This is a genomic window from Sorangium sp. So ce321, from assembly GCF_051530195.1.
Taxonomy (GTDB): Bacteria; Myxococcota_A; Polyangia; order Polyangiales; family Polyangiaceae; genus Sorangium.
In genome coordinates this window covers 12,740,138-12,752,477 of sequence record NZ_CP150329.1, presented here as the reverse complement: position 1 = coordinate 12,752,477, position 12,340 = coordinate 12,740,138, and the positions used below count along the sequence as shown (strand labels likewise).

Sequence of the window (12,340 nt, the reverse complement as noted above, 5' to 3'; positions counted from 1 at the left end):
CCACCCCTCCTACGCCGCGCGGGGCCGCCGGTTTCGCCCGCAGGCGCCGTTCGCGCGGCAGGGCGCGGCAGGGCGCGGCCTTGCGCGAGGCCGGCCTCGGCCTCAAGGGCCGACGTCCTCGAGCGCGGCGTCGCCCTCGGCGGCCCGACGCTCGAAGCAGTCGTCGGGGACCTCGCGCGCGCGCCGGACGAGGCGGGTCGCTCCGATGAACGCCGAGGTGACCGGATCGTGGTAGCCGCTCGCCCCGTGCAGGCCGGGGACCGCGCGCTGGTAGTGGCGCGCGACCCGCTCCATGAGCGCCTCGCGCACGTACTTGCCCACCATCGACGCCATCGCGACGCACAGATCCGAGGCGTCGCTGTCGCGGACGAACGCGATCTCGCCGAGGCCGGGGAAGCGGTACGCGCTGCGGGCGCGGCCCTCCTCGAGCACGGCGTGCAGCCGCCCGGCGAGCGGGCCGAAGGCGGAGCCGTACTTCCCGAAGCCGCCGACCTTGCCGCACACAGCGAAGACCTCCGCGCCGGCGAGCCCGCCGAGCTCGAGGATGAGGCGCTCCATCGCGTGGAGATCGAGCACGAACCTGTTCTTCCCCGCGCGCCCCCCGTCGTTCATCCGCTTCACGCAGAGGAGCATCGAGCGCACGGCGACGATCTCGACCCCCTTCTCCGCGAGCTTGTCGAGGTCGCGGCCGATCGCGCGCAGCAGCTTGTCGGGCGCGGTGAACGCCTCGCCCTCGGTCGACCAGCACTGCGCCTCGACGTGGCCAGGGCAGAGCGCGCGCAGCGCGGCGCGGTCGTCGAGCGAGACGGCGTGGAGCAGCTCGTCGACCGACGACGCGTCGCTGGCCGCCCCCGCGCGGCCGCAGCCGCGCGCGACGAGCGCGCGGGCCCACGCCTCGCCGAGCGAGACGTCCCCGTGCGCGACGAGCTGCTTCGAGTCGCCGAGCCGCTGGGCCAGGGCGCCGCGGGGCGCGCGGGCGGCGGTCTGCCAGCCGGCCTCCGTGACGCGCGAGAGCACCGCGGTCACCACCATCGGGCCGAGCCGCGGGCCGAGGCCGTTCTCATCGACGCCGATGCGGTAACGAATGGAGGGCTCAGCCGACGCCATGCCCGCCCCTTGCCACACGGCGCCGCCGGCGTCACGGCGCCAGGCGACCCGCCAGCGTCATCGCGAGGCCTCCATCGATCGAAGTCGACCAGCGCACCTCATTGCGGTTCCCGCCCCGAGTTTTTCTCCGGTTGGCCGCGAGCGGCGCGATATAGTTCCCGCCGATGCGCATCATCTCCGTGCCCTGCCTCAGCGACAACTACGCCTACCTCGTGGCCGCGGACGGGCGGCGCGAGGCGATCGTCATCGACCCGTCGGAGGCCCCTCCGGTCATCGCCGCGCTCGAGCGTGAGAAGCTCAGTCTGGTCGCCATCGTCAACACGCACCACCACCACGATCACGTCGGCGGCAACGAGGCGCTCCGCCAGCGCTACGGCGACCTCCCCGTCTACGCGCACTCGAGCGACGTCGGGCGCGTGCCGGCCCAGACGGAGCACGTCGAGGAGGGCAAGCCGTTCCGGGTCGCCGGCCTGGAGCTCCGGCCGCTCCACGTCCCCGGTCACACGCTCGGCGCCGTCTCCTATTGTGTCGAGGACGCCGTGTTCACCGGCGACACGCTCTTCATCGGCGGCTGCGGCCGCATGTTCGAGGGCACGCCGGAGGTGATGCACGCCTCGCTCGCCAAGCTCGCCGCGCTCCCGGTGCACACGCGCGTCTTCTGCGGTCATGAGTACACCGTGAACAACCTTCGTTTCGCCGAGACGGTCGAGCCCGAGAACGAGGCTGTCCGCAAGAAGCTCGCGGCCGCCCGCGCGGCGCGCGAGCGCGGCGAGCCGACGGTGGGGAGCACCGTCGGCGAGGAGCTCGCGACGAACCCGTTCCTCCGCTGCGCCGAGCCGTCCGTGCAGTCCCGCTTCCCGGGGGCCACGCTGCCCGACGTGTTCGCCGCCGTACGGCGCGCGAAGGACAATTACCGCTGAGTGCCCGCGTCGCGCGCGGCCGTATTCCGCTCGCGCCCGCCGCCTGATTTCTATACGACTACGCCCATGGACTCCCGCGCTCCCATCTTCGGGTTCAACGACGCGCGCGACGAGATCGTGCGCACCGTGGTCGACCGGGTCATCGGCGCCACCAGGGATCCGCTGCTCGCCATGAACGAGGCGGCGTACCAGGAGGCGAAGCGGCTCGAGGGCTCCCGGAAGCCGCAGGACGTCCGCGAGCTCGGCGAGTGGCAGCGGCTCGCCCGCTCGCTCGGCCGCATGCACGACGCGGAGCGCCGCCGCCGCCTGCGGGAGCTCGCGGAGGAGTACGCCTGGGACATCGCGGGCAACTTCGACCGGCGCGTCTACCAGCTCTCCTCGCGGCTCTTGCCGCCGGTCGTGAGCGCCCTGCTCGCGCCGCGCAAGCTCGTGACCGTGGTGCGCGACCCGCGCAAGCTCATCAGCCTCGAGCTGCTCGCCGACCGGGTGCTCGTGCAGGGGCCGCTCGCGAAGATCCGGGCGCTCGTGCAGCGCGGCACCGCCGTCTACGTCCCGACCCACATGTCGAACCTGGACTCCATCGTCTTCGGCTACGCCCTCGAGCGCGCCGGCCTGCCGCCCGCCACCTACGGCGCCGGCAAGAACCTCTTCACGAACCCGATCCTCTCGTTCTTCATGCACAACCTCGGCGCCTACCGCGTCGACCGGCGCATCAAGCACAACCTCTACAAGGACGTGCTGAAGACGTACTCGGGCGTGCTGCTCGAGCGCGGCTACCACTCGCTGTTCTTCCCCGGGGGCACGCGGTCGCGCTCGGGGGGCATCGAGCGGAAGCTCAAGCTGGGCCTGGTCGGCAGCGCGTTCGAGGCCTACACGCGCACGCTGCTCGGCGGCCGCGAGCGCCGCATCTTCTTCGTCCCCGCCACGATCAATTACCTGATCACGCTCGAGGCCGAGACGCTCATCGCCGACTTCCTCTCCGAGGCCGGCAAGGGGCGCTTCATCATCGAGGACGACGAGTCGAGCCGCATCGGCCGGATCGCCTCGTTCCTCCGCAAGCTCCTCGCGATGAACGCCTCGGTGGTCATCCGCTTCTCGGAGCCGCTGGATCCGTTCGGCAACCGGGTCGACGAGCTCGGCCGCTCCTACGACGCGCGCGGCCGCGAGGTCGACCCGGCGAGCTACGTGAAGAACCAGGACGGCGCCCCGGTCATCGACGGGGCGCGCGACGCCCAGTACGCCCGCGAGCTCGGCGACGAGATCTGCCGGGCGTACGCGCGCGACACGGTGGTGATGGCGACGCACGTCGTCGCGGCGGCGAGCTTCGCCCGGCTCCGCAGCCACGCGCCGGCCGCGGATCTCTTCACGGTGCTCCGCCAGCGCGACGTGCTCACGGTGCCGCGCGACGACCTCGCGGCCGACGTGGTGGCCCTCTGCGACCGGCTGCGCGCGCTGGAGCAGCAGGGGTGCATCGTGCTCGGCGAGGACATCCGGCTCGGCTCGGGCGGGGACATCGTCGAGCGCGCGCAGCGCTCCTTCGCGGGCTACCACTCGCAGCCGGTGCTCGACTCGCGGCCTGACGGCATCGCGATCTGCGACACCAACCTGCTCTTTTACTACCAGAACCGCCTCGCCGCCCACGGTGTGGCCTGGGACGTGATCGCGCCGCCCGGCGTCCCTTCCGGCCTGCAGGTGCAGCCGCCGCTGCCGCCGCTCGCCCCCTCGTCACCGCCCCCGCCGGTGGTCGACGAGCAGCGGAGCGCGGCCTCGTCCCGCGGCGGCGCCGCGGGCGCGCGCGCGGGCTCGATGAACGGCGCCGGAGGTGGCCGGTGAGCGCTCGTCCGGCGCCTTCGGTGGGGGTCATCGGCGGCGGCTTCTGGGGCGTGGCGCTGGCGCTCGCGGCGAGCCGCACCGGGGCCGAGGTCCTCCTGTTCTCCCGGCGCGAGCACCCGCAGATCAACGACGGCCCGCGGATCGTGCGGGACCACGCGGAGGTCGCCCGGGCGCGGCTGCTGGTGATCGCGGTGCCGTCGAACGCGGCGCGGACGGCGCTGCGGGGGCTCGGCGATCACATGGACGGCTCGCACCTCGTGATCCACGGCGTGCGCGGCCTCGAGGGGGAGGCGCTGAAGACCGTCTCGGACCTCGTGCGCGAGGAGACGCCGGCGCGCCGGGTGGGCGCGCTGGGCGGCCCGGTGCAGGCGGATGAGCTCCGGGAGGGCCGCCCCTCGGCGATGGTGTGCGGCTCGCGGTACCCCGAGGTGCACGCGGCGGTGGCCGCGGCGTTCCAGTCCGACGCGCTCCGCGTCTACACGACGCCGGATCTCCAGGGCCTGGAGTGGGCGTCGGCGCTGGTGGGCTGCCTCGCGATCGGCGTCGGCTTCGCCGAGGAGGCGGGCGCCGGGCCGGGGCTGCTCGCCGCGCTGATCTCGCGGGCGGTCGACAGCGCCGCCCGCGTCGCCGCCGCGGCGGGCGCGGAGGAGCGGACGATGCTGGGGCTCGGCGGGTACGGCGACCTGCTCGCCTCGATCCGGCTCGAGAGCCGCCCCGAGGTGCTCCTCGGCAAGGCGCTCGCGCGGGGGCGGACGCTCGACGAGGCGGTCGCGGAGGCCAGGCTGCGCGTCGAGGCGATCCCGCTGATCCCGCGCATCGTGGCGTTCGCGAAGGAGCGGAAGGTGGACGGGGGGGTGTTCGAGGCGCTCGAGACGATCCTGCAGGGCGGGGCGCCGCGGGAGGTGCTCGACCGGATGTTCACGGCGTGAGCGGCTCGCCGCCGGGATGACAGCGCCTCTGGCCTGGGGATCAGGCGGGAGCTCATGAAGCGCGCGTCGCGGGTAATCGTACACTGTCCATCGGACATCCGAGCCGGAGCGGCCGGCAACCTGTCAACCGCCAGGCACGGGCGCTGGGCGACGGACCATGGGCTCAGCCTCCTGGCCCGCGCTTCGGGAGAGGCGCTCGCCGACTGCCCTCTCTACCTGGTAGAGGAGCCACATGCACGGTGACAGGGAGGTGCTCACTCGTTCGCGAGCGCGAGGACGGCCTGAGCCACGCCGGTGACGACCTTCGCCGCGCGCTCGTAGTCGAGCGTCTCCGGCGTGTCCTTGTCCGTGTGGTAACGCCGGTTGCGCAGAAAAGCCGTGTCGGTGACCATCACCGCCGGATAGCCCGCATCCCAGTAGCTCCGGTGGTCGGACCAGTCCACGCCCTGAACGAGCGCCGGAGAGCTCAGGGAATACGAGGGCAGGTCGGTCGCGCCGCGCATGGCCCCCTTGACGGTGCGGACGAGCGAAATCCCCTCCAGGTTGCCGACCACGGCCACGAAGTTCCCCTTCGTGGGATAGAGCAGCGCGAGCGGCGCCAGAGGGAAGGACTGGCTGTTCTCCTCGTCGGTGAAATACCCGATCATCTCCAGGCTGATCATCGCCCGGACCTTCACTCCTGCCCCTCGCAGCGCGCCCGCATGGCGGGCGCTGCCCATGTGCGCAGAGCGGAAGTACGGCGGCTCCTCCAGCGTGAACGCCACGAGCTCGACGTCGCCGCGGAGCGGCGCCTGGCCGAGCAGCCGACCCAGCTCGAGCAGCCCCGCCACGCCGCTCGCGTTGTCGTCGGCGCCGGGCAGGTCGTTCGCCGCATCGTAGTGAGCGCCGACCACGACGCGCGCCGGCGAGGCCGGACCGAACCGGGCGAGCACGTTGCGGTACGTCCGTCCCTCCACGTCGTACAGCTGCTCGGTGACGCGCCCTCCGGCGGCCCTGAGCTCATCTCCGAGGTACATCGCGGCGCGATCGAGCTGCTCGATCTGCCGGTGGCCCCGCGGACGGAACGTCTCGACGAGCTTTCGAACGTCGCGCTCCAGCCGAGCCGGATCCGCGGAGAGCGCGGGAGCGGACGGCGGGCGCTTCGCGACGAAGGGCTGGCTGACGCAGGCTCCGATCGCCACGAGGCCGAGGAGGAACAGCGCCGCAGCGGCCGCGAGACGCCGGCCGTAGCGGGGACGAAGCCTTGCCATGGCGCGCGCCTCTTCCGTGCTCATCGCCGCCTTTGTGGTCATCGAGAGGGCAGACATCCAGAAGAGGTGCCCTGTTCCTGTCGTGGCGCGACGATCGACAGGCGACTCGCGAGGGGGCGCGAACCTCCTCGGCGGAGGGCCGGCGGCCCACGCCGAGGACGGCGTCAGCTGCCTTGGTGGTGAAAGAAGCAAGGCCGCCGATTCCGTGACGGTGCGGGGCGCCTGCTCGCAATTCCTCAAGTGAGGGTTGCGAGTGCGGTGGCGCGAGGGCCTGCGGAGGTCTCGCGCGCGCCGAGGTGAGGTGGCCTTGGGATCAGACGACGCGCTTTTCGACACGATCTTGCGGAAGCATCGGGAAATGCTCGCCACGTACCTGCTGCGTCTCGGCGTGAAGCGGCAGGATCTGGACGACCTCATGCAGGAGGTGCTCCACGGCGTCCACCTCGGGCTGAGCCGGTTCAACCCCGAGCTGGGCACGCTGCGCAGCTGGCTCATCCGCATCGCGACGCACCACTTCTCGCACTACCGGGACCGAGCCCACCGCCGCCGCGAGGTGCTCTGGCCACCCGAAGGGTTCGAGCCCCTCGTGGAGGGAGCGCCGAGCTCGGAGGCCCTCACCATGGACAGCGACCGGCGCGAGGCGCTCGACGCGTTGCTCGCCGAGCTGCGCCCGGAGCGGCGCTGCGTCCTCGTCGCGCACGACATCCTCGAGATGGACATGCGCGAGATCGCCCAGTCCCTCGCCATCCCCATCAACACGGCGTGGAGCCGCCTCCGCCTCGCACGCCGGGATCTGGAGGCCGCGGACGCGCGGCGGCGGGCGCGCTGCCGCCGGCGCGGCTGGGACGAAGCGCCGGTGGTCCTCCCAGCCTTCGTCGAGGGCGGGCAGCGGTCGTCGCCCCTGCGCGATGTCCTGCGCGACCGCATCGAAGACTGGCTGCTGCGCCGGCTCGGAGATCTGGGCCTCGGCACACCGGCGAGCGCGGGCGCCTGGGGCGCCTCGGCCCTCGGCATCGCGAAGCCCCTCGGCGCCGCCGCTGCCGCAGGGGCCGTGCTGGCGGCCGGCGCCGCGCTGCTGCCCGCCCATCCGGCGCCAGCGCGCGCTCAGGCCGGCATCGGCATGCACGCGGCGATCGCGGGGCGTGCTCCGGCGATCGCGGGGCGTGCTCCGGCGATCACGTCCGCCGCGCCGCCCGCACCAGGACCGCACGACGACGCAGCGGCTCGCGCGGAGACCGAGCAGAGCGCCGCAGCACCTGTAGCGCCGACGGCCAGCGCTGCCGTGCGCCACGGTCGCGAGCGCCTCGGCGACGGCGGAGCGGGCCTCGCCGAGGAGCACCGGCTCGTCGAGGAGGCCGCGGTCGCGCTGCGAGCCGGCCACCTCGCCGAGACCGCGGAGCTGCTCACGCGTCACGCGCGGCGGTTCCCGCGAGGACAGCTCGCCGGACGGCGCGATGCGCTCCTGCGTGAGCTCGACGCCGGAAGCGACACCCGGTGACGCTCGTGCCGCGGTCGCTGCGGAGCCCCGCTTCTACTGGAGGAAGCTCAGCATCTCGGCGCCCGCGCCGTCCTGCCCGGCCAGCTCGGTCATGTCCGGGCGCCCGCCCGCGCCGCCCTTGCCTGGCTCGCCGACGCCCAGCGCGAGCGTCCCCAGCACCTCCGGAGGATCGAGCAGGTAGGCGACCCCGATCGACGGGCCGCCCAACCCCCCGCCGCCGTGGCCACCGTTGCCGCCCTGACCGCCGCGCCCGCCGTCGCAGCCCCGCAGTGAGCCGTTCCTCGCAGCGCCCCCGCTGCCACGGCTGCCCCCCTCTCCACCGATCTGGCCCGCGCCGCCGTCGCCGCCGTCGCCTCCGTTCGCGGAGGAGAGCTTCGTGTCGTGCAGCGTCACGCCGGCGCTCAGGCTGATCAGCGCGATGCTCGCGCCCCCGTAGCCACCGCCCTGGCCTCCCTTGCCCCCGCAGCCGCCGCCACCGCCCGAGCCGCCGCTGGCGCCGCCCTTCGGCGTCGCCGGCGACAGGCCGCAGTACATGAGCCCGCCCAGCGTCCCGCCGCCGCCACCGCCGCCCTGGCCGGAGATCCCCTTCACGCCGTCGGTGCCGTCGATGCCCTCCCAGCCCGCTCGCGTGATCATGCCCCCGCGCCCGGCCGCGCCGCGGCCATGCGCGCCATGGTCGCCCGAGATGCCCTGCGTCCCGTCGGTGCAATCCGCGCCGGCCGTCTGGCCCTGCCCTGCATGGCCCCATCCCACCGAGTTCGAGAGCGGCTCCGGCAACCCGTCGCGCCCGTCGTCGCCGCTGCTGACGGCGCCGTCGCCTCCGGAGCCCCCGAGCGACGAGACGTCGTCGCACGTCGTCGTGACGGACGGCGCGCCCTGGACCACATCGGAGGAGCAGGCGTCGGCGCCGCTGAGGCCATCGGCGCCGCTGATGGCAGCGCCTTGGCCGCCGTCCTCGCCGCGCGCGCCAGCCGCGCCGTTTCCGGCGGCGAGCGCGCTGCGGAGCAGCGTCACGGTCGCGCCGGGCAGGACCAGCGCGGCGATCGAGGAGCCGCTCGGCTGCGCCGCATCGGCGGACCGCGCGAGCACGTCCGCCACGATCGACGCGCCGCCACCTCCCTCGATCCGCAGCGGGATCAGATCCGGCGCCGGCGCGAGCTCGGCCTTCGCGCGCTCACCGACGAAGGCCCACCCGTGCGCGCAGTCGAGGCCTCCCCAGATCTGCGTGCCGGCCGGAACCTCGATGGCCTCGGGGAAGACCTCCGCGCATGCGTAGACGCGCCGCGCGCCCTGGCGCGAGAGCTCGATGGCCCGACGCACCGTGCGGACCGGCAGCTCGCGCGTGCCCGGGTTGGCGTCGTCTCCCAGGCTGCTGCTCGCGAACACGCCGCAGCCGTTGCCCGGCGCGGCGTCCCTGGGGTCGCCGTGGCAGGGGATCTCGCCGGGGTCGGCAGGCGCGCTCGGCATGTCCGGCGCGTCGGGCTCGACCTCGGTCCCGGGCGCGGAGGGGTCGCCGCACGCGACGTGCTCGCTGCAGTCATAGGGAAAGCACCCGCACACGCTGACCGCGCTGCCGCACCCCGCCGCCGCGACGGCGGAGGCGCCGAGCGCGCAACGCATGGCCGCGTGCCACCTTCGTGTGCCCCAGGTCACTGGAGCAACCTACCACACCGTCTGGAAGGCCACGCCAGGGGACAGCTCCTTCGCGTCAGCGGCCACGGGCGCGAGGACGATCGTGGCGCGCGGCGAGGTGTCCGGGGCCCACCAGTACGACGAGACCGAGAGCGCTCCGAGCGCGCCGCTCGCGATGAGCACCGCGACGGCCGCGGCGCCCACGCCGTCGCGCCGCGCGATGAGAGACTCCTGGTGCTTGCACGCGGAGGGGAACTCCGTGCCGTTGCACGCGCCGCGGCCGCCGCGAGCGCGCAGGCTCGCGGCGCGCTCGTCGACGACACCGTCGAGCACGCCCGCGGCGACCCAGAAGCCCGCGCCGAGGACGACGCCCGCCGCGGCGGTGCCGAGGGCGATCCGCCGCAGCGTGTGGGCCGTCTGGCCGGGATCGTCGTCCGGCGCGGGGGAGTGCGCGGGCGCGGGTCGCGCGTCGCTCGGGTCGCGCGATGGCGCCGGGGCAAGTGTCCTCGTGTCGAGGGCGAGCGTCACGCTCGATGAGGCTCCGCGCGTCGCCTCGAATCCGGCCACCGCGTCGACGTGCCCTGCCAGCCTCGCGCGCACCGTGTGGGGTCCGGGCTCGACGAAGATCACGTGCGTCGGGCGCGGCGCGCCGAGCGATTTCCCGTCGAGGAGCACCTCGGCGTCGCGGGGGCTCACGGCGAGGAAGAGCGTGCCGACCTCGCGCTCGGCCTGCTTCTGGGCGGCCTCGAGGCGCCTCTGCTGCTCGATGGAGTGGGCGCTCCGGTGCGCCAGGCTGAAGTGCAGGTGCTCTGCGGCGGCCCGATGCGCGCCGAGCGCGAGCTCGCACAGACCGAGCTCCCCGGCCACCTCGGCGCGCTGCTCGAGGGGGAGCGCCGGGACGCGGTTCTCCTCCAGAGCGGCTCGGTATGCGGCGGCGGCCTCGGCGCATCGACCAGCGCGCCGCGCCTCGTCGCCGCGCTGCACGGCTTCGCGCGGACTAGCTCCATCCGTCGATGGGATCGGGGTGGCGGACGCCGGAGAGCGCCCCGGAGGACCCGGCTCCGCCGATGCAGGCGTGGCCCCCAGCGCGAGCGCAGTGCTCAGGACAAGGGACACCGATCGGCGGTCGAGGGACACGGCCGCATCTTACCGGGAGCCACATGTCCTTGTGCGTTCTCGTTCAACGTGGGTCGACCCGGGTCCCGGATCTCGGCCCCTGGATCACGGTGAAGGCTGGGGAGGCAGCGGTGAGCCGCGCCGGCGACGCCGTCAGCCGCCGTCTCGCTTGCTCGCGCCGGCCGTGTCCGGCGCGGCGGGCGGGTCGGCGGTGTCGCAGCAGCGGAACCCCGTGGAGTAGTCGTGATAGGTCGGCTCGTGAGCGATCGTGGTGAAGTAGCACCCCGGGCCGAGCTCGCTCGTCGTGCTGAAGAAGCCGCCCATGAACACGCCGTTGCCCTCGTGCCACGGCTGGTCGCGGCGCTCGACGCCCTCGGTGCGCATGCGCTGCACGAGATCGTGATCGACCATGTCGCCGACCCACTCGTGCAGGTTCCCGACCATGTCCTGAACGCCGAGCTCGCTGGCGCAGCCGGCGTGGTCGCCGCTCCTCGCGAGGAAGCCGGGCTTCTGGTTGAGGTCAGGGCTGTTGAAGTGCCGTTCGTAGCTCCACCCGCCGGGCGGGTGCTCGCCGAAGAGCTCTCGCAGCAGGTGGGCCTTGCCGGTGTTGCACCGCCCGCGCTCGCCGCGGGGGCCGTAGGGGTAGCGGTGGACTCCGTTGCCGCGGCAGGCGCGCTGCCACTCTTGCCGCGTGCAGAGGCGCTTGCCGGCGGCGACGCACGCGGCCTTGGCCTCGACGCGGCTGATGTACGCCTGCGGAAAGACGCCGGCCTCGCTGCGGGCGAGGTAGCGGACCCCCGGCTCGGGCCGCTTGAAGTGCGGGTAGACGGCGAGCGTGCCGCCGGCGTCGGTGACCAGGTGTGCCTCGTAGCGATCGATGCAGAAGCCGCCGACGAGGACCATGTCGGCGGGGCAGGGCCCGAGCGCCAGCGCGAGCCCGAGCGGCTTCGGGGGAAAGACGGCGGGCCCGGCGCTGGCGGAGCCGAGCGGTTGTGCTTCGGCGGGGGCAGCGCTCCCGGCCGTGACGGGCGGGGGCTCGGCGGCGGCGCCGGCCAGGATGGCTGCGCCGGCGTGCGCGCTGTCGGCCGGCGCGGGCGCGCCGGGGGCCGAGCCTGCGGTGGAGGCCAGGCCTGTGGCGGGGGCCAGGCCTGTGGCGGGGGCCAGGCCTGTGGCGGTCGTCGTCTCGGCGCCGGACGCCACCTGGCCCTCGCCGGAGGCCTCCGCCTTCCTCGCCGGGCTCAGGCCGCCATCGTTCGGGCCGGAGCACGCCGCGAGCCAGACGAGGGCAGCGAGGAGGCCGGGATCCGCGGGCTCTGACGGGCGGCGCCGGGGGGGCGGGGATCTCTTCAACGACAGGCGAGCCCGGAGGCGATCGCGGGGCGGCGCGGACGGCACGAGGCGGAGTGTACACGCGCCCGGCGCGCTGCTGGGCGCCATCGGGGCGCGCTCTTCCGCATCGCATTCCGGCGCCGCCGCGCCGCTCCTCGGTTCACGTCGAGGTAAGTGGGATCACGTCGAGGCGAGAGAAGATGCCTCGGCGTGAAGGAGCCTGTACCGCCCGTCGGCGGAGGGAACGCGGGATGGAGATACAGCGCATCGTCGCGCAGGTGATTCGCGAGCTGCCATGACGCTGCGAGCCGCTGGATCTCCTGCGCTTGCGCGATCCGGGCCGCTTCCTGGGCCCGGAGGGAGCGCGCGACGGAGACGGTGCGGCCGATGGTGTGCCGCTTCGGGATGAGCGACGTGCTCGGGCCGCTCACGTTCGGTCGCCCGGTCGGCGCGCGGTTCCTGGACAGCCCGGTGAGCCTCGGGGAGGAGCGCAACTTCAGCTGGGAGACTGCCCGCGCGATCGACGCCGAGGTGCGCGCGGCCGTGACGGTGGCGCACGAGCGGGGCGCGCCCTCCTGAAGGAGCGGCTGCAGGCGCTGCAGCGCATCGCGGAGCGGCTGCTCGAGCGGGAGACGGTCGAGAGGGCCGACCTGGAGGCGATCGTGCGAGCGCAGGGCCCCGGGGCGGGATGGGGCGTCGGCGCGGCGCTGGACGACGCGACGGCGG

General features: G+C 74.1%; 10 protein-coding genes. 5 read left to right on the top strand and 5 right to left on the bottom strand.

Annotated elements, in window-relative coordinates; genetic code table 11:
* Window positions 1-102: 102 nt before the first annotated feature.
* Window positions 103-1,107, bottom strand: coding sequence for a hypothetical protein (locus tag WME89_RS47360; RefSeq protein WP_438006111.1), 1,005 nt, complete (start codon window positions 1,105-1,107; stop codon window positions 103-105).
* A gap of 164 nt (window positions 1,108-1,271) precedes the next feature.
* Here WME89_RS47360 and gloB point away from each other — a divergent pair, with 164 nt between their 5' ends.
* The 3 genes from gloB (at window position 1,272) to WME89_RS47345 (ending at window position 4,789) form a co-directional block, all read left to right on the top strand.
* Window positions 1,272-2,027 (top strand): hydroxyacylglutathione hydrolase, encoded by a 756-nt coding sequence (gene gloB, locus WME89_RS47355; protein WP_438006110.1) that lies wholly within the window; start codon window positions 1,272-1,274, stop codon window positions 2,025-2,027.
* 66 nt (window positions 2,028-2,093) lie between these two features.
* The gene (locus WME89_RS47350) at window positions 2,094-3,860 is read left to right on the top strand and encodes a 1-acyl-sn-glycerol-3-phosphate acyltransferase (protein WP_438006109.1); all 1,767 of its coding nucleotides are present in this window, start codon (window positions 2,094-2,096) and stop codon (window positions 3,858-3,860) included.
* Window positions 3,857-4,789, top strand: a complete 933-nt coding sequence (locus WME89_RS47345; protein ID WP_437926449.1) for an NAD(P)-binding domain-containing protein — start codon at window positions 3,857-3,859, stop codon at window positions 4,787-4,789. Before WME89_RS47350 ends, WME89_RS47345 begins: the two co-directional genes overlap by 4 nt.
* Window positions 4,790-5,043: 254 nt before the next feature.
* Here the strand turns inward: WME89_RS47345 and WME89_RS47340 are convergent, their stop codons facing one another.
* Window positions 5,044-6,039 carry a M28 family peptidase gene (locus WME89_RS47340; protein ID WP_438006108.1) on the bottom strand — a complete coding sequence of 332 codons (996 nt, stop codon included), beginning with the start codon at window positions 6,037-6,039 and terminating at the stop codon, window positions 5,044-5,046.
* Window positions 6,040-6,292: 253 nt separating this feature from the next.
* Here WME89_RS47340 and WME89_RS47335 point away from each other — a divergent pair, with 253 nt between their 5' ends.
* Complete coding sequence (locus WME89_RS47335; protein ID WP_438006107.1) at window positions 6,293-7,537, top strand: sigma-70 family RNA polymerase sigma factor; 1,245 nt, start codon at window positions 6,293-6,295, stop codon at window positions 7,535-7,537.
* Between the two features lie 33 nt (window positions 7,538-7,570).
* Here the strand turns inward: WME89_RS47335 and WME89_RS47330 are convergent, their stop codons facing one another.
* The 3 genes from WME89_RS47330 to WME89_RS47320 all read right to left on the bottom strand — a co-directional run bounded on the left by WME89_RS47330 (window position 7,571) and on the right by WME89_RS47320 (window position 11,635).
* Window positions 7,571-9,157: a hypothetical protein gene (locus WME89_RS47330; RefSeq protein WP_438006106.1), complete on the bottom strand. Its 1,587-nt coding sequence runs from the start codon at window positions 9,155-9,157 to the stop codon at window positions 7,571-7,573.
* Between the two features lie 42 nt (window positions 9,158-9,199).
* Window positions 9,200-10,153, bottom strand: a complete 954-nt coding sequence (locus WME89_RS47325; RefSeq protein WP_438006105.1) for a PEGA domain-containing protein — start codon at window positions 10,151-10,153, stop codon at window positions 9,200-9,202.
* A 285-nt stretch (window positions 10,154-10,438) separates the two neighbouring features.
* Complete coding sequence (locus WME89_RS47320) at window positions 10,439-11,635, bottom strand: SUMF1/EgtB/PvdO family nonheme iron enzyme (RefSeq protein WP_438006104.1); 1,197 nt, start codon at window positions 11,633-11,635, stop codon at window positions 10,439-10,441.
* 294 nt (window positions 11,636-11,929) lie between these two features.
* Between WME89_RS47320 and WME89_RS47315 the strand changes: the two genes are divergently transcribed.
* The gene (locus tag WME89_RS47315) at window positions 11,930-12,193 is read left to right on the top strand and encodes a hypothetical protein (RefSeq protein ID WP_438012059.1); all 264 of its coding nucleotides are present in this window, start codon (window positions 11,930-11,932) and stop codon (window positions 12,191-12,193) included.
* The last annotated feature ends 147 nt before the right edge of the window (window positions 12,194-12,340 follow it).

Coding starts and splice junctions, on each gene's coding strand:
- WME89_RS47360 (WP_438006111.1), bottom strand. CDS start 1,107: ATGGCGTCGGCTGAGCCCTCCATTCGTTACCGCATCGGCGTCGATGAG.
- gloB (WP_438006110.1), top strand. CDS start 1,272: ATGCGCATCATCTCCGTGCCCTGCCTCAGCGACAACTACGCCTACCTC.
- WME89_RS47350 (WP_438006109.1), top strand. CDS start 2,094: ATGGACTCCCGCGCTCCCATCTTCGGGTTCAACGACGCGCGCGACGAG.
- WME89_RS47340 (WP_438006108.1), bottom strand. CDS start 6,039: ATGGCAAGGCTTCGTCCCCGCTACGGCCGGCGTCTCGCGGCCGCTGCG.
- WME89_RS47330 (WP_438006106.1), bottom strand. CDS start 9,157: ATGCGTTGCGCGCTCGGCGCCTCCGCCGTCGCGGCGGCGGGGTGCGGC.